Origin of the sequence: Vibrio lamellibrachiae (assembly GCF_050337265.1) — a bacterium.
GTDB classification, from domain to species: domain Bacteria; phylum Pseudomonadota; class Gammaproteobacteria; order Enterobacterales; family Vibrionaceae; genus Vibrio; species Vibrio kyushuensis.
Window position 1 is genome coordinate 15763 of the sequence record NZ_JAKJSU010000008.1, and the last position, 17498, is coordinate 33260.

At 43.4% G+C, this 17498-nt stretch carries 17 protein-coding genes; 8 read left to right on the forward strand and 9 right to left on the reverse strand.

Features of this window, described 5'->3' with window-relative positions:
• Positions 1 to 14 precede the first annotated feature (14 nt).
• A complete protein-coding gene (trmD, locus tag L4C54_RS13390) occupies positions 15 to 764 on the forward strand; it encodes a tRNA (guanosine(37)-N1)-methyltransferase TrmD (protein ID WP_428801180.1) in 750 nt (249 codons plus the stop codon).
• Between the two features lie 48 nt (positions 765 to 812).
• Positions 813 to 1166 (forward strand): 50S ribosomal protein L19, encoded by a 354-nt coding sequence (gene rplS, locus L4C54_RS13395; RefSeq protein WP_428801179.1) that lies wholly within the window; start codon positions 813 to 815, stop codon positions 1164 to 1166.
• 292 nt (positions 1167 to 1458) lie between these two features.
• Here the strand turns inward: rplS and yacG are convergent, their stop codons facing one another.
• From yacG to nadC, 8 genes are all read right to left on the reverse strand, one after another.
• Positions 1459 to 1656 carry a DNA gyrase inhibitor YacG gene (gene yacG / locus L4C54_RS13400; protein WP_428808594.1) on the reverse strand — a complete coding sequence of 66 codons (198 nt, stop codon included), beginning with the start codon at positions 1654 to 1656 and terminating at the stop codon, positions 1459 to 1461.
• 132 nt (positions 1657 to 1788) lie between these two features.
• Complete coding sequence (zapD, locus tag L4C54_RS13405) at positions 1789 to 2529, reverse strand: cell division protein ZapD (protein WP_428808595.1); 741 nt, start codon at positions 2527 to 2529, stop codon at positions 1789 to 1791.
• A gap of 32 nt (positions 2530 to 2561) precedes the next feature.
• Positions 2562 to 3170: a dephospho-CoA kinase gene (gene coaE, locus L4C54_RS13410; RefSeq protein WP_428808596.1), complete on the reverse strand. Its 609-nt coding sequence runs from the start codon at positions 3168 to 3170 to the stop codon at positions 2562 to 2564.
• 1 nt (position 3171) lies between these two features.
• Positions 3172 to 4041: a prepilin peptidase gene (locus L4C54_RS13415; protein ID WP_428808806.1), complete on the reverse strand. Its 870-nt coding sequence runs from the start codon at positions 4039 to 4041 to the stop codon at positions 3172 to 3174.
• An 82-nt stretch (positions 4042 to 4123) separates the two neighbouring features.
• Positions 4124 to 5350, reverse strand: a complete 1227-nt coding sequence (locus L4C54_RS13420) for a type II secretion system F family protein (RefSeq protein WP_428808597.1) — start codon at positions 5348 to 5350, stop codon at positions 4124 to 4126.
• Positions 5351 to 5374: 24 nt separating this feature from the next.
• Positions 5375 to 7060 carry a type IV-A pilus assembly ATPase PilB gene (gene pilB / locus L4C54_RS13425; RefSeq protein WP_428808598.1) on the reverse strand — a complete coding sequence of 562 codons (1686 nt, stop codon included), beginning with the start codon at positions 7058 to 7060 and terminating at the stop codon, positions 5375 to 5377.
• The gene (locus tag L4C54_RS13430) at positions 7060 to 7494 is read right to left on the reverse strand and encodes a pilin (protein ID WP_428808599.1); all 435 of its coding nucleotides are present in this window, start codon (positions 7492 to 7494) and stop codon (positions 7060 to 7062) included. Before L4C54_RS13430 ends, pilB begins: the two co-directional genes overlap by 1 nt.
• A gap of 255 nt (positions 7495 to 7749) precedes the next feature.
• Positions 7750 to 8640: a carboxylating nicotinate-nucleotide diphosphorylase gene (gene nadC / locus L4C54_RS13435; RefSeq protein WP_428808600.1), complete on the reverse strand. Its 891-nt coding sequence runs from the start codon at positions 8638 to 8640 to the stop codon at positions 7750 to 7752.
• Positions 8641 to 8771: 131 nt separating this feature from the next.
• Between nadC and ampD the strand changes: the two genes are divergently transcribed.
• Entirely contained in the window at positions 8772 to 9326 is a 555-nt protein-coding gene (gene ampD / locus L4C54_RS13440; RefSeq protein ID WP_428808601.1) for a 1,6-anhydro-N-acetylmuramyl-L-alanine amidase AmpD, read from the forward strand.
• Positions 9327 to 9375: 49 nt separating this feature from the next.
• On the opposite strand, the gene fldB is transcribed toward ampD, so the two are convergent.
• The gene (fldB, locus tag L4C54_RS13445) at positions 9376 to 9894 is read right to left on the reverse strand and encodes a flavodoxin FldB (protein WP_428801170.1); all 519 of its coding nucleotides are present in this window, start codon (positions 9892 to 9894) and stop codon (positions 9376 to 9378) included.
• 231 nt (positions 9895 to 10125) lie between these two features.
• Here fldB and xerD point away from each other — a divergent pair, with 231 nt between their 5' ends.
• From xerD to aceE, 5 genes are all read left to right on the forward strand, one after another.
• The gene (xerD, locus tag L4C54_RS13450; protein WP_428801284.1) at positions 10126 to 11001 is read left to right on the forward strand and encodes a site-specific tyrosine recombinase XerD; all 876 of its coding nucleotides are present in this window, start codon (positions 10126 to 10128) and stop codon (positions 10999 to 11001) included.
• A 15-nt stretch (positions 11002 to 11016) separates the two neighbouring features.
• Positions 11017 to 11829, forward strand: coding sequence for a thioredoxin fold domain-containing protein (locus tag L4C54_RS13455; protein WP_428808602.1), 813 nt, complete (start codon positions 11017 to 11019; stop codon positions 11827 to 11829).
• Between the two features lie 84 nt (positions 11830 to 11913).
• Positions 11914 to 13653 (forward strand): single-stranded-DNA-specific exonuclease RecJ, encoded by a 1740-nt coding sequence (gene recJ, locus L4C54_RS13460; protein WP_428808603.1) that lies wholly within the window; start codon positions 11914 to 11916, stop codon positions 13651 to 13653.
• A gap of 345 nt (positions 13654 to 13998) precedes the next feature.
• A complete protein-coding gene (gene pdhR, locus L4C54_RS13465; protein WP_428808604.1) occupies positions 13999 to 14769 on the forward strand; it encodes a pyruvate dehydrogenase complex transcriptional repressor PdhR in 771 nt (256 codons plus the stop codon).
• Between the two features lie 53 nt (positions 14770 to 14822).
• The gene (aceE, locus tag L4C54_RS13470; protein ID WP_428808605.1) at positions 14823 to 17486 is read left to right on the forward strand and encodes a pyruvate dehydrogenase (acetyl-transferring), homodimeric type; all 2664 of its coding nucleotides are present in this window, start codon (positions 14823 to 14825) and stop codon (positions 17484 to 17486) included.
• Positions 17487 to 17498 lie beyond the last annotated feature (12 nt).

Sequence of the window (17498 nt, forward strand, 5' to 3'; positions counted from 1 at the left end):
ATATTGGTGAAAACATGTGGGTTGGCATAATTAGCCTTTTTCCAGAAATGTTCCGCAGCGTTACTGATTTTGGAGTAACAGGTCAAGCGGTTAAAAAAGGTCTCTTGTCGGTAGAGACATGGAATCCTCGCGATTTCACTCACGACAAACATCGCACTGTTGATGATAGACCTTACGGTGGTGGTCCTGGAATGCTTATGATGGTTCAGCCTTTGCGCGAAGCTATTCATACGGCAAAACAAGCCTCACCGGGAAAGACGAAAGTCATTTACCTATCACCTCAAGGTCGTAAACTCGACCAACAAGGTGTTGAAGAGTTGGCTACTAATGAGAACTTGCTTCTTATTTGTGGTCGCTACGAAGGGGTGGATGAGCGCATTATACAATCCGAAGTTGACGAAGAATGGTCAATTGGTGATTTTGTAATGACGGGTGGCGAAATACCAGCCATGACGTTGATTGACTCAGTATCTCGGTTTATTCCGGGAGTATTAGGGGATTTTGCGTCAGCAGAAGAAGATTCTTTTGCCAATGGTTTGTTAGATTGTCCACACTATACGCGTCCTGAAATGTTAGATGATAAATCGGTGCCTTCGGTATTGATGTCAGGCAACCATAAGGATATTCGTCGCTGGCGATTACAACAATCGCTGGGCCGTACTTGGCTAAGAAGACCAGAGCTCTTGGAAAACCTAGCTCTGACTGACGAACAGGAACAATTACTGGCCGAATTTATTAAAGAGCATCGCTCTAATAAAAAGTAAGCAGTAACCTATTTTATTTAGTATCAGTTTATTCTAGGAATTTAAAAAATGAGTAACATCATCAAGGCTCTTGAAGAAGAGCAACTGAAATCAGACCTACCTAAGTTTGCACCAGGTGACACTGTTGTAGTTCAAGTTAAGGTAAAAGAAGGTGACCGTGAGCGTCTACAGGCTTTCGAAGGCGTTGTAATCGCAATCCGTAACCGTGGTCTACACTCTGCATTTACTGTTCGTAAAATCTCGAACGGTGAAGGTGTTGAGCGTACGTTCCAAACACATTCTCCAATGGTTGATAGCATCGAAGTTAAACGCCGTGGTGCAGTACGTCGTGCCAAGTTGTACTACCTACGTGAGCGTTCTGGTAAGTCAGCTCGTATCCGCGAGAAGCTTACTAAGAAGTAATGCTATAACTAGCGTTCTCATAAGAAAAACGGGGTCTATAGGACCCCGTTTTTTTATTTTTGGAGTTATGCTGGTGATATTTCACTATATCTACGTCGTCGGTGCTCATTTACTGCCGTAAACTCCGCGCCTCCTTCTTGATATAGTAAAATCCTCCTGCGCCTAACTCTCAGAAATTCCACTGTCCAAACTTCAAATAATTTATATCTAGCGGAAAAAGAAAAAAGGCTAATACCAATGGCATCAACCTTTAAATTTGTTAGCAGTTAGCAGTTAGCAGTTAGCTGTAGCATTAATGTGGGTCTTCAGACCAACCGTCGCTGTCTGACATATCTGGTGCGCCGGCAATTGCGTTTTCTTCATCTGCCCATTCACCAAAGTCGATCATCTGGCACTGTTTGCTGCAAAAAGGGCGGTGTGGGCTTTGCTCTCCCCATTCAACATCCGCGCTACATTGCGGACATTTTACAATCGTGGTTTTCTTTGACATTGGATCAATCTCGTATTGGTATTACTGATATTGTCGGTTCTTGATACCTGAATTGCAACTTGATATTAGAACCGAAACTAGAGCGTGTACTCGCTGATATCGATGAATAAGAGGGCAGTATTAAGCTGAGTGTTAGCTACAAACAGCAAGGGAGAATTGAATATTCTGAGTACATGCTTGGCCTGATTTAAAGTCTATGAATTTAATAGCAAAGCGATTTTTATGCCCTGAAATCATAGGGTACACACCGTATTGTAGAGGGATCTCGAGTCTTAGAATATTCGCTTCTTCAGCATCACTTTGGAAGAAACCATTGTTCGCAAGTTGAGGTTTATAGTACCCAGTTTCTCTAGCCAATTTAAGCCATAGCGTTAATGCATCTGAGAGTGGTGTTAATGTCCCTAACCACACATTGGTATCATGCTCTTTTTGTGTCGTTGGCAAGTGAAGCCAATGATGCAGTGCTGGTAAATCGAAACAGCACGAGCCACCGGGTAAATTGAAACGTTGACGAATAGTGCTAATGAAACGGTCATCTTTTAGTGACTGACCAAAACGCTCAGCCGTCATTAGATTACCATGCACGAGATCAACTTCATTTAAGACATCGAGCAGCATTGCTTGATCGACACCTTCGACGTTTAACCAACTTTTATAAGTAAGGCGTTGTTTTTCTATATCTTTTGCTAGTTCGCTTTTAAGCTGAATCTGTTCGAAAATTTCGAGCAAATCAAACAGTGAGCGGAAGAAAAGTAAATGTTGAAGATCATCTGAAAATTGAGAAGACACCTTGAGTTGATGGAGTAGTGCTTCTACTCGCAAATAAATGCGTGTTTTTTCATTAAGAGGATGTTCAAACTTATGGGTGGTCATTGCTATCGCCTTCGAATGTCTCTGTTCTATTCTCACAGATTTGCACTACTAATAGCTAGATACTTTTGATGTAATTCTGTGATTTGAGGCATAAGTTTTTTGTTTTCCGTATCATTTTTAATCACATCATCGGCAAAGCTAAGACGGGTCTCTCTGCTCGTTTGCGCTGAAAGAATAGATTGAGCTTGCTCGAAAGAGACACCATCTCGGTTCATTGTACGCTCAATTTGAGTTTGCTCATCTACATCGATCACCAGAATTCGATCAGTCATCTGCTGTAGGTTGTTCTCGACTAATAAAGGAATAACAAGCAGTGCGTAAGGGGAGTCTACCGCTTCAATGTCGTTCTTCATTTTAAGGCGAATCATTGGGTGTAATAAATTATCTAGCCACTGTTTTTCTTCAGGGTGTGAAAAGATCTTTTCTCTGAGTTTGGCTCTATTTAGTTCACCACTGTTGGCAACTATGTCTGGCCCAAAATGAGCGATGATTGCATTAAGCCCTTCACTCTCTGGCTGGACAACCTCACGGGCAATGATGTCGGCATCCACAATGTCGATATCAAAATGTTGATGAAAAAGATCCGCGACGGTTGTTTTCCCACTGGCAATGCCACCGGTGATACCTACTACAAAAGTCATACTAAACTCCTACTAATGAACTAAGGTACCAAGACATAATCTGCTCTCCCCACATTAAGCTAACCCAACCCGCAATAGCGAGGTAAGGCCCAAATGGGAATGCTTTATCGATGCCTTTTTGCTGTAGTCGAAGTTGAATCAGACCAAAAATCAGACCGACAAAAGACGAGAGTAAAATGATCATAGGTAGATACTGCCAGCCAAGCCATGCGCCTAGAGCTGCGAGTAATTTGAAATCACCATAGCCCATGCCTTCTTTACCGGTTATCAGCTTAAAGCCCCAATAGACAAGCCACAAGCACAGGTAACCGGCAATAGCGCCGATCACTGCATCTTGTAGTGACACTGGGCTTATTTCAAATAGTGCCAGTGTAATGCCAGACCAAACAAGAGGAAGAGTAAGCTGATCGGGTAGCAGCATAGTGTCTAGATCGATAAAGGTAGCCGCGATTAGAACAAAGCTAAATAGTACTAGTGCGATAGAGAAGTAGCTTGGGCCAAAATTGTAGGCAATAGCTCCACTTACTAACGCTGCTAATAATTCAATAAGTGGGTAACGTACTGAAATTTTGTCTTCACATTTATGGCATTTTCCTTTGAGAAATAGCCAGCTTAAGATTGGTACGTTATCAATAAGCCTCAGTTGAGTCTGACATTTTGGGCATGTCGAACGAGGAATGCTTAATGAGTAATCTCCCTCAGGAGGTGTGATTTTATATTCAGGGAAGGATTCAGCACACTCTTGACGCCACTCTCTTTCCATAATGATAGGCAGTCGGTGAATAACGACATTGAGAAAGCTACCTATGATCAAACCAAATACGATGGCAAAGGTGGTGAATAGCCAAGGGTGTAACTCAAACACTTCCATATTTTTACTCGAGTAATTAAGGAGAATAGCCATTGATGCTATTTGGTAACGATATCAGTTACTAGCATATCAAAGCTTAATACTATCCTAATACACTCATTAAGTTAAAGATTGGTAAATACATAGCAACAACTAATCCTCCAATGACAACGCCAAGAAAGACAATGATCAGTGGTTCGAGAATCTTGCCTAAATTATCAACGGTATTATCGACCTCAAATTCGTAGATAGTAGCGACTTTATTGAGCATGTCATCAAGGCATCCAGATTCTTCCCCAATCATCACCATTTGCAGAACCATTTCAGGAAAGGCTGCGGTATTTCTCATTGCTATGTACATTGGCATTCCGGCTGACGTATCTCGGTGTACCGAATCAATAGCGGTTTGATAATGGAGGTTGCCTGAGGTTTTCGCCGTGGTTTTAAGGCTGGTTAAAATGGGGATGCCAGCACTAAAGCTTGTCGCCAGTGTGCGACTAAATTTGGCAATCGCGGCTTTAGAAAATACCCCGCCAATAACAGGTAATTTTAAACTCAATTTGCTGGTGGAGAGACGAATACGAAACGACTTTTTGCGAATCGTTTTAACGATAAAAAAAGTGGCAATAACAGTAAGTACAATCGTCAGGCTATAGGCTTGAACCCAGTGGGATAGATAGAGCACTTGTTGAGTAAACCAAGGCAGATCCGCACCAAATCCCTTAAACATGCTTTCAAACTCTGGAATAACCACAGTGAGCATTAAATAGGAGACGCTTAGCGCAACCAGTACAACCATCGTAGGGTAGATAAGGGCCTTGATGACTTTAGCTCTTAGCTGTTCACTTTTTTCTCGGTAGGTTGCTAGTCGTTCAAATACTTCAGGTAGGTTACCGGACTGCTCACCCGTTGCGACTAAATCGACATACAAAGAGTCAAACAGAGGACTTGCGGTACGAAGCGCTTTTGAAATTGGCGTCCCAGCTTCAACGCCTTTACTCACTTGAGATAAGATTGATTTCATCTCTGCTTTACGGTTATTGTCTGCCACCAATTTAAGAGCCTGAATGATGGGAACACCTGTTCCTAACATAGTGGCCAATTGTCGCGTCAGTATGGTGATGTCTCTCGCTTTGACGCGATGAGTTATTCTCGATACAAAGGATATTGATCCTTTTTTGATTTTTTTAATTTGGATATGCTGCTCTTTAAGCTTATCTCGAACCTCTATTTCTGACAGTGCAATCACCTGACCAGAAACACGTTTTCCGGCACTGTTGATGCCTTTCCAACGATAGTTTTTTAATTGAGTCGGTTTAGTGTTTCTCATCTATCAATCATTTCATCCATTAGGTCAAAAATAGAGTACGCGTTGCAGTTCCGAGTAGCTGGTGATGCCTTGCTTTAGCTTCTCGAGCCCTGACTCTTGTAGAGTTTGCATGCCGTGAGATTTCGCTAACCTTTCTATTTCAATCATCGATGCCCCTTTGATCACAGCATCGGCGAGTTCATGGTCAAAAGGCATTACTTCATAAATGCCAGTTCGACCAGAATAACCAGCATTGCATTCGTTACAGCCTGTAGAGTTGGCTTTAAAAATAGTGTCGCTCGTTAACAGCTGTAGCTTTTCAGTTAATACGCTATCTAAGTGAGGAAGTTTACAGTGAGGGCAAAGCTTACGAGCCAGTCGTTGAGCGATGATTAAACTTAGTGATGAAGCGAGATTAAATGCCTCAATGCCCATATTACCGAGGCGAATGACGGTTTCAGCCGCAGAGTTGGTGTGCAGAGTTGATAAGACTAAGTGTCCTGTTTGAGCCGCTTTAATCGCGATTTCAGCCGTATCTAAATCTCGAATCTCACCAACCATGACGATATCAGGATCTTGGCGTAAGAAAGATCGCAGCGCTTTAGAGAAATCAAAGCCGATCTTGGGTTGAACCTGTACTTGATTGATCCCTGAGATATTGATTTCAACCGGATCTTCAGCGGTGGAGATGTTCACTTCAGGCGTGTTTAGGATACTAAGCCCGGTATAGAGCGAAACGGTTTTTCCACTTCCTGTTGGGCCGGTCATTAAAATCATCCCCTGAGGCTGCTTTAACGCCTTGAGATAGAGCTGTTTCTGTTTGTTACTGTAGCCAAGTTTGTCGATATCAAGGCTTGCGCTACTGCTATCAAGAAGGCGCAGTACGATTTTTTCGCCCCACAGCGTTGGCAAAGTAGAAACGCGCATATCTATGGCAGTGGTATCATCTAGGCGAAGTTTAATTCGACCATCTTGAGGCAGACGACGCTCGGCGATATCAAGTTTGGCGAGGATCTTTAACCGAGCAGAGAGGCGACGACTGAGTTGACTTGCAGGGCTTTGTGTCTCCACCAATATTCCGTCGCAACGTAGACGTATACGATAAAGATCATCGTATGGCTCAAAGTGAATATCCGATGCGCCTTTTCTCACTGCATCTAACAACACCTGATTAATAAAACGGCTGACGGGTGCATCATCTAAGCTGAGATCTTCAATGTTCTGTATTTCATCATCACCAACATCAACAAGGCTTGCTAACTCATCTTGGCTTATCTCTTTTGCTGACGAGGTAGAGGCGCTAATAGCGTGGCCGTATAAGCGACGAATTGCGGCTTCAAGCTCTTTTACATCAGCTAGAACCAGTTCCACTTGAAGCCCGGATGCAAAGCGGAACTCATCTTCAATTTCACTGTGGGTTGGGTCAGAAACTGCAACAGAGAGCACCAAGCCATTATTTTGCAGAGGCAGAGCATGGTAGCGAGTGATGAGTTCTCTTAGCCCTAGTGAGTGGCAAAGAGTGGCGAAATCAAACTGGGTTAACTGCACTGGAGTGAGGCCAAAAATATGGCTCAGTTGATTAGTGAGATTATTAGATTGGAAGAGCTCAAGATCGAGCAACGCTTCAGGTACAGACATACCGGAAGCGTTGACATGTTCCATTACTGTCTGCTCTTGCACCAAGCTTAAAAGCTTAGCCTGACGCAAGATTGCAGGGAGGTTAGTTATCATTATGGGGTTACTGCTGCACAACCTTTTAACGTTTGCCCAGTATCATGTGTACATTTCCAACCACTATCTAATTTGGCGAAAGTAACCACTTTGCCATTTAAAGATGCATTTTCACCGATTGTAAAAGCAACACTCCCAGTAGTAGAGGTCGCATCTGTAGGAGTTAGAAGTAACCTACCCATAGCACTCATATCTTGATCTGCTCCCACTTTTGCAATATCAGCATGTGGAGGAAACTTCCCTTCTTCTTGAATATATAGGTCGATATTTGTTAGTAAAGTTCTAGGGATACTTACTGCGGTATTTGCTTCAGTTTTAAGCAAGTAACTTTTATACGCAGGTACAGCAATAGCACTAAGAACACCAATTATTCCTACAACAATCATCAACTCAATTAGGGTAAAGCCTTTCTGTTTCTTATTGATCGCTTTCATTATTTTCTCCGTTTGCGATGTATAAGGGATGCAGTCAGAGTAAATAGTGTTAGTGAATCTAGAAATGCAGTGGGAGAGTGAGCGCGAGGCAAATTGTTGAAGTTAAACCTATATTACATTCGCAGTGCAAATTTATTCGACGAGTGGCATATAAAGTGATGGGCGATGAAGTATTTTTAAGCTAGAAAGAAAAAGAGAGGCATCAATAGACTTAGCCTCTCTTCTTTATTTGTAATTTTGTTGGCTATTAATCGATTAAGATTGGAATCTCATCGATAAGTCTAATGCTTGTAGGTGTTTCGTCAGTGCGCCAACAGAGATGTAATCCACGCCTGTTTCAGCAAATTCTCGGATCGTTTCAAGAGTGACGTTTCCTGAGTTTTCTAGAGCAGCGCGGCCAGCGTTAAGCTTCACCGCTTCACGCATCATGTCAGTGGTGAAGTTATCAAGCATGATGATATCTGCACCTGCATCAATAGCACTTTGTAGCTCTTCTAGGCTTTCTGTTTCAATCTCAACCGGCTTACCTGGGTTAAGCTGTTTTGCCGTAGCGACAGCTTTTTCAATGCCACCACACGCAATGATGTGGTTTTCTTTAATAAGGTATGCGTCAAACACACCGATACGGTGATTGAAACCGCCACCGCAAGCGACTGCATATTTAAGTGCACTACGTAGGCCGGGAATGGTTTTACGTGTATCTAGCAAGCGACACTCTGTGCCTTCTAATTGCTTTGCGTAGGTCGCAGTAATACTCGCACAGCCAGAAAGAGTTTGAATGAAGTTCATTGCATTTCGCTCACCGGTTAGTAGTGCGCGGGATGGACCTGAAAGGGTACAAAGCGTTTGGTTTGGCTCAACCACATCGCCGTCTTTCACGTGCCATTCAATGTTTACCGTTCCGCCAATTTGCTTGAACACTTCATCTGCCCAGGCTTGGCCGCAAAATACACCGTGTTCGCGAGTAATAATCGTCGCTACGTTGGTCGCATCTGCAGGGATCAGACTTGCGGTAATATCAGCATCTACATCAACAACACCACCGAGATCTTCTCTTAGTGTTTCCGCTACTGCTCGGGTAATTTCAAGTGGCAGTTGGGTTTTTAAATAATCAAGGCGTTGTTGGCTGTTATGTGTGTTTTTCATCGCAAATCTAGTCGTTGGCTTGAGGGTGGGGGCATGATACTAGCAGTCGAAATTAAATTCAGCCTTTAATCTCGCTTTTCATCTTGGAATGGATAAAATCAATTGGATACTGATTAAAAAGGGTTAGGTAAATGATTGATCAACAAGGGTGGTACATCAGTGCGAAGCATCTTCCATCACCACATTGTGATGAACGAGACGATCTAAGCGATATCTCATTACTGGTCATTCATAACATCAGCCTACCACCGAGCCAGTTTGGTGGTCCTTACATTGAGCAGTTCTTTACTGGGAAGCTTGATTCGTCACTGCACCCATTTTTTAAAGTGATTGAGAATATGAGGGTATCAGCCCATTGTCTTATTGATCGTCAAGGAAAGGTGATTCAATTTGTGCCTTTTACCAAACGAGCTTGGCATGCGGGTCTTTCTTCTTTTGCTGGTCGAGCGCGATGCAATGATTACTCGATTGGAATTGAACTAGAGGGGGATGATTTTAGTGCTTATACCCAATTGCAGTATCAATCACTCTCACAGCTAACTAGTGCACTTATGCTTCAATATCCGCAAATTTCGCCAGAACGAATAACGGGGCATCAATATATCGCCCCGTTGCGTAAAACTGATCCTGGATTGGTATTTGATTGGCGGAAATTTAAAGGCTTGCTAAGTAAAACGAATGATTAGACTTCGCGAAAGTACTTCGGTCTCTGCCATAAAGTACTTCAGCTCCTAATTATAGCGTCGCTTGGTACTCAACTAATATCTGCTCTACCCAAGTTGTAATGCGTTCATCACTGAGTTCATATTGTGAATCTTCATCCAGAGCAAGACCAACAAACTGTGTGCCGTCAGGTGTGAGCGCTTTTGATGCTTCAAATTCGTAGCCTTGATTTGGCCAGTAGCCAATAAGATTAGCGTCGATCTGCTTTAGTTCATCATGAAGAAGACCCATCGCATCGAGATACCACTCGCCATAACCTTCTTGATCGCCTAATCCGAATAGTGCAACGGATTTGTTTTTTAGCGATACGCCAGCGATTTCTTGCCATATTTCGCTCCAATCTTCTTGGATTTCACCAAAGTCCCAAGTGGAGATACCGAGTATCAATAAGTCATAATCAGCCATCAAAGAGATAGAACTCTCTTTGATATTGTGAATATCCACTAGCTCTTCTCCAATAATAGCGCGTATTTTCTCTGCTGCCATTTCGGTGTAGCAGGTTGTTGAGCCGTAAAACAAACCAATCTTCATAATGTTACATATTTGATGTGCGATAACGGATTTTAACCATAAATGTGCAAGCATTGCAGTGAGAATTTGATCAAATAGACAAATTTGTGGCTTTAGTAGCTGCAGTCACATAACCTTTACAGATTGAAGTTAAAGAGATTAATCGTGTCGCAAACAACACAAAAGTCATCGTCTACAGAGCAAGACTCTGTATCTTTCGAGCAAAAAGCTATATCACCTGAGCAGAAAATCATGGAATCATTTCTTGATGCTATGTGGATGGAGCGAGGGTTATCTGAAAACACACTGATTTCATATCGCAATGACCTGCAAAAACTGCTTCAGTGGATGTCAGATAATCATTATCGTTTGAATGCGATTAGCTTGTCGGGGCTGCAAGAGTATCAAAGCTGGTTGGCTGATAAAGATTATAAGCAGACCTCAAGAGCGCGGATGCTTTCGGCTATTCGTCGCCTGTTTCAGTATCTACATCGTGAGAAAGTGCGCGCTGACGATCCAAGTGCATTGTTGCTTAGCCCTAAACTACCGCAGCGTTTACCTAAAGATTTATCGGAACAGCAAGTTGAAGCGTTGTTAGACGCCCCCGATCCCAATGATCCGCTTGAACTTCGTGATAAAGCGATGCTTGAGCTTTTATATGCGACGGGACTTCGTGTGACCGAGCTTGTGAGCTTAACAATGGAAAACATTAGCATCCGCCAAGGCGTGGTTCGTGTTACGGGTAAGGGTGGAAAAGAGCGATTAGTGCCGATGGGAGAAAATGCGGTTGATTGGATTGAAACTTTCATCGAGCAAGGACGGTCTACGTTACTTGGAGAGAAAACGTCTGACGTTGTATTTCCAAGTAAACGAGCAAGACAGATGACTCGCCAAACATTCTGGCATAGGATAAAGCACTATGCTGTAATTGCTGGGATTGATACAGAGCTTCTGTCACCTCACGTACTAAGGCACGCATTTGCAACTCACTTGCTCAATTACGGAGCCGATTTACGAGTGGTACAAATGCTACTGGGCCACAGTGATTTATCGACGACACAAATTTATACTCACGTCGCTACTGAGCGGCTAAAACAAATTCATAGTGAGCACCATCCTAGGGCTTAATTTAAGGTGATTTTAATGAGCGTATTACGCCGACTATCGTTATTCGCATTGCCATTTTTTATCGTGGCTTGTAACGCAGAAGAGACTGTTAAAGTTGAGGAAACTGCGACAGTTCAAAGTGATTCCGCTGAGATGGAAGCATCAAACTTTATCGGGCTGAGTGATGAGGCGAAGCAAAAGATTCAAAGCAATTTTTCAAAGCTGAATTTGACAGTGATGGATATTTTACCGACGCCGATTGAGGGCTTGTTTGAAGTCCAAACCAGTGGCGGCATTTTATACTCGTCAGTTGATGGTGAGTATTTCATGTCAGGAACGCTATACCAGCATAAAGAAAATGGTGGGTATGTCGATGTCCTTGCTAAACGTCAAGCGCCTGTTAATGCAGAAAAAGTTTCGGCTCTAAGTGACAGTGTTATTGAATTTAAAGCCGATGATGAAAAATATGTGGTAACAGTCTTTACCGATATTACTTGTGGTTACTGTGTGAGATTACACAACCAACTCAATGGGTATAATGCGCTAGGTATTACAGTCCGTTACTTAGCATATCCTCGTCAGGGACCAGCCTCTGATGTTGGTGATCAAATGGCGGCAATTTGGTGTGCTGAAGATCCAAAAGCAGCCATGCATGATGCGAAGGTAAATCGTCGCCTGCCAGAGCCGGGTGATAACTTTGCTCAATGCCAGCAAACAGTGAAACAGCATTATACCGTTGGTAAGTCACTTGGTATCAGTGGTACGCCATCTATATTCTTACCAAGTGGTGAGATGGTTGGTGGCTATTTACCGCCAGCAAAATTACTGGAGCAATTAGAAGCGCAGTAATCATGTTGCCTCTTCATTTGACTGTCAGTTAAGACAATATTAGAACAAGGAGCAGGTGAGTGATCACCTGCTAAACGTTTATTTATGATAGAAATCCTCCGTCGACCTGACGTCGACCTTTCACTTCTCTCAGATCCAATTGAACCGTTATTAAAGCGAATCTACATTAGTAGAGGTATTCGCTCTTCACAGCAGTTAGATAAAGCCGCTAAAGCCTTGCACTCCTATCAGAAACTGGATGGTATTCAGCTTGCGGTTGAATTGTTGTTTGAGGCAGTTTCTAAAAATCAACGGATCATTGTGGTCGGCGACTTTGACGCTGACGGAGCAACCAGTTCAGCATTATCTGTACTTGCCCTTCGCATGCTAGGCAGCAGTAATGTTGATTACTTAGTACCAAACCGTTTTGAAGATGGGTATGGGCTGAGCCCAGAAGTTGTCGACCAAGCCATTGCGATTGGTGCTCAGGTTATCATGACTGTAGATAACGGTGTCTCGTCGATTGATGGAGTGCGTTATGCCAAGGAAAAAGGGCTAACCGTTATCGTTACCGACCATCACTTACCGGGACACGAATTACCGATAGCGGATGCGATGGTCAATCCGAACTTGGAATCCTGTAATTTCCCATCTAAGTCGCTAGCCGGGGTAGGCGTTGCTTTCTATCTGATGATGGCGCTGTGCGTACACATGCGAAAAGTCGCTTGGTTTAGCTCAAACAATATGACTGAACCAAAATTGATGGAGCTTATCGATTTAGTAGCCCTTGGCACGGTTGCCGATGTAGTTGCGTTAGATGAGAACAACCGAATTTTGGTGCACCAAGGTTTACAACGTATAAGAGCAGGAAAAGCGAGACCGGGTATTCAAGCCTTAATCGAAGTGGCAAAGAAAGATGCCCATCGTTTGGTCGCAACCGATTTTGGCTTTGCTCTTGGTCCACGGATTAATGCCGCAGGCCGTTTAGATGACATGTCTTTTGGTGTAGAGCTATTGATGAGTAATAACATTCATGCGGCGCGTCGAATGGCGAGCGAGCTTGATGGGCTTAATCAAACACGTAAAGAGATCGAAGAGGGGATGAAGCAAGAAGCCATGGCTTTTTGTGAGCGCCTTCAATTTGGTGACAATAGTGAGCTACCCCATGGGCTGGTCCTGTTCCAACGAGATTGGCACCAAGGTGTTATTGGCATTCTGGCTTCACGAATTAAAGAGAAATTTCATCGCCCTGTCATTGCATTCGCAGACGGTGGAGAAGGGATGATCAAAGGCTCTTGTCGCTCAATTCCTGGGCTACATATGAGAGATGCACTCGATCGCATTGATACTCAAAACCCTGGCCTTATTGCTAAGTTTGGTGGCCATGCGATGGCGGCAGGGCTAAGCATTAAAGAGTCGGACTTTGAGATGTTCTCTCGTCTGTTTGATCAAATTGTAAGGCAAGAGCTGGATGATAACGCACTCAAAGGTGTGGTCTTGTCTGATGGAGAGCTTCTTCCTGAACAGTTTTCAATGCACACGGCAGAGCTATTGCGTTCTGGTGGACCTTGGGGGCAAGCCTTTCCAGAGCCTATTTTTGATGGTGAATTTAAAATTCTGCATCAAAAACTGGTTGGAGAAAAGCATTTAAAGTTAATGCTTGAGCCTCTGCATAAAGGTCACCCGACCAATGTCATGATCGATGGTATCGCGTTTAACGTTGATTTAAGACGATGGCCAGATGCTTCCACGAAGACGGCTCGCATCGCATTCAAGCTTGATATCAATGAGTTTAGAGGAAATCAATCGCTTCAACTTATGATTGAGCACCTTGATACAAATTAACCCTTTTAGGTAGGCCAGAGTTACAAATGATTACACTCTGGCTACTTTATATTATTCCTCGTAACGACGAAGAACATCCTCTAACTTTATTCACTCTTCTTAAATCAATGAGTTAAATTAATTTCTGCCTTAAATTAATTGTAGCCTTGCTGTGATTGGTCTGACCAATCTTGTTTATTAAATATTTATTAATAAATAAAATAAGTTAAGTTTTTGTTATCGCACCCCTCCTTCCTTGATTTGAATCAACATTTTACTGGACAATGCCATTTTGGATATGTTAATTTTCCTGCCAATAAATAATTGGTAATACCAATTTACTTGTAGCTGGGAATAGCAATCAATATGGCTTATCAAAGAATTCGACAGCCAAAACTTTCTGATGTTATTGAGCAAGAATTAGAGCGCTTGATTGCTGAAGGGTCTTTAATCCCTGGGCAGCAGTTACCTCCAGAGCGCGAATTAGCTAAGCAATTTGATGTGTCACGTCCCTCAGTGAGGGAAGCGATTCAGCGCCTTGAAGCAAAGCAACTTTTGACTCGTCGCCAAGGCGGTGGAACATTTGTTAGTGAAAGTATTTGGAAGAGCTTTTCTGATCCTCTGCTAGATTTATTATCTAGCCACTCGGAAACACAATTAGATTTACTTGAGTCGCGTCATGCGATGGAAGGTATTTCAGCTTATTTTGCGGCTCTTCGTGGTACCGATGAAGATTTCGCTCGCATTCAAGATTGTTTAACGGCAATTAGCGAAGAGCAGAAAAAACAAGATATTGAAGCAGAAGCCAGTGCCGTTATGAAATTCTTAGTGGCATTGACTGAAGCAGCACACAATGTGGTGCTTTTGCATATTGTTCGCAGTCTTGCCCCGCTGCTAGAGCAAAACGTTTTACAGAATTTAGAGTTGTTACATCGCCGCGATGAAGTGGTTGAAAAAGTAAGTAAACACAGAGCAAATATAGTGGATGCGATTGTTTCTGGTCAGCCTGAAAAGGCGCGAGAAATGTCACATTCACATTTAGCTTATATCGAAGAAACATTGTTGGATCTGACTCGTGAGGAGTCTCGAAGAGAGCGCTCTTTACGCAGAATTCAGCAAGGCAAAGAGTCGTCATAGTACGGCTCTTTGACAGTTTATCTAAAATCCAACCAATAGAAGGATAGATCGCCATGTCTGACATGAAGCATGACGTAGACGCAGTAGAAACTCAAGATTGGCTAAAGGCCCTTGAATCAGTTGTTCGTGAAGAAGGTGTAGAACGTGCTCAGTATTTGCTAGAGCAAGTTTTAGATAAAGCACGTTTAGACGGTGTAGATATGCCAACCGGCGTTAATACAAACTACATCAACACTATTCCTGCAGCGCAAGAGCCGGCTTACCCAGGTGATGTAACTCTTGAACGTCGTATTCGTTCGATTATTCGCTGGAACTCAATCATGATTGTGTTGCGCGCTTCTAAGAAAGACCTAGACCTTGGTGGTCACATGGCTTCTTACCAGTCTGCAGCTGCATTTTACGAAGTATGTTTCAACCACTTCTTCCGTGCTCCAAATGAGACGGACGGTGGCGATTTGGTGTATTACCAAGGTCATATCTCTCCAGGTATCTACTCTCGTGCGTTCGTTGAAGGCCGCTTAACTGAAGAGCAGCTAGATAACTTCCGTCAAGAAGTCGATGGTAAAGGTATTCCTTCTTACCCTCACCCTAAACTGATGCCTGAATTCTGGCAGTTCCCTACAGTATCTATGGGTCTTGGTCCGATCTCTGCTATCTATCAAGCGCGCTTCTTAAAGTACCTTGATGGCCGTGGCCTGAAAGAAACGTCAGCGCAACGCGTATACGCGTTCCTAGGTGACGGTGAGATGGATGAGCCAGAATCACGTGGTGCTATCTCTTTTGCTGCGCGTGAGAAGCTAGACAACCTATGTTTCCTAATCAACTGTAACCTACAGCGCCTAGATGGCCCTGTAATGGGTAACGGCAGCATTATCCAAGAACTAGAAGGCCTATTTAAAGGCGCTGGTTGGAACGTTGTTAAAGTTATCTGGGGTAGCAACTGGGATTCACTACTGGCAAAAGACACGACTGGTAAGCTTCTTCAGCTAATGAACGAAACTATCGATGGTGACTACCAAACATTCAAATCTAAAGATGGCGCGTACGTACGTGAGCACTTCTTTGGTAAATACCCTGAAACTGCAGCACTAGTTGCAGATATGACTGATGACGAAATCTTCGCTCTTAAGCGTGGTGGTCATGACTCATCTAAACTGTTCGCAGCATTCAACAATGCGAAAGAAACAGGCGGTAAGCCAACAGTAATCCTAGCTAAGACTGTTAAAGGTTACGGCATGGGTGACGCTGCTGAAGGCAAGAACATTGCACACGGTGTTAAGAAAATGGATATGACGCATATCCAACATCTACGCGATCGCTTAGGCCTAGAAGACCTTCTTTCAGATGAGAAGCTATCAGATCTTCCTTACCTGAAACTAGAAGAAGGTACGGCAGAATACGAATACATGCATGCTCGTCGTAAGGCACTTCACGGTTACACACCTGCTCGTCTGCCTAAGTTCACTCAAGAATTTAAAGTTCCTGAACTAGATGCATTTGCTCCTCTACTTGGTGCTCAAAAGCGTGAAATCTCTACGACGATGGCTTACGTACGTGTACTAAACATCCTTCTTAAAGATAAAGGCATCGGTAAAAATATCGTTCCTATTATCTGTGATGAAGCGCGTACATTCGGTATGGAAGGTCTATTCCGTCAGGTTGGTATCTATAACCCACACGGTCAAGAGTACACACCAGAAGATAAAGGCATTGTTTCTTACTACAAAGAAGCGACATCTGGTCAGGTTCTTCAAGAAGGTATCAATGAGCTAGGTTCAATGGCTTCTTGGGTTGCTGCTGCAACGTCATACAGCACCAACGATCTACCAATGATCCCATTCTACATCTACTACTCAATGTTCGGTTTCCAACGTATTGGTGACATGGCATGGTTAGCAGGTGACCAACAAGCGCGTGGCTTCCTACTAGGTGCTACTGCCGGTCGTACAACACTGAATGGTGAAGGTCTACAGCACGAAGATGGTCACTCGCACATTCAAGCGAACACGATCCCTAACTGTATCTCTTACGACCCTACGTTTGCTTACGAGCTAGCGGTTATCATGCAAGACGGTATTCGTCGCATGTACGGTGAGAACCAAGAGAACGTTTACTACTACCTAACAGTAATGAACGAGAACTACGCAATGCCAGCAATGCCTGAAGGCGCTGAAGAAGGCATTCGTAAGGGTATCTACAAGCTTGAATCTCATGCTGGTACTAAGGGCAAAGTTCAGTTAATGAGCTCTGGTACTATCATGAATGAAGCACGTAAAGCGGCTCAGATCCTTAGCGAAGACTACGGTGTTGCGTCTGACGTATTCTCTGTAACGTCATTCAACGAGCTAACTCGTGATGGCCAAGCGGTAGAGCGTGACAACATGCTTCACCCAGAGGCAGAAGCAAAAGTACCGTACATCACAACAGTTCTTGGTAACGAACCTGCAATCGCAGTGACGGATTACATGAAGAACTATGCTGAGCAAGTACGTGCATTCGTTCCTGCTGAGTCATACAAAGTACTTGGTACTGATGGTTTCGGTCGTTCTGACAGCCGTGAAAACCTACGTCGTCACTTCGAAGTGAACGCTGGCTACGTTGTTGTTGCTGCGCTAACTGAACTGGCTAAACGTGGTGATATTGAAAAATCAGTTGTTACAGAAGCAATTGCTAAGTTCGATATCGACACTGAAAAAACTAACCCGCAATACGCATAAGACTTGCATTAA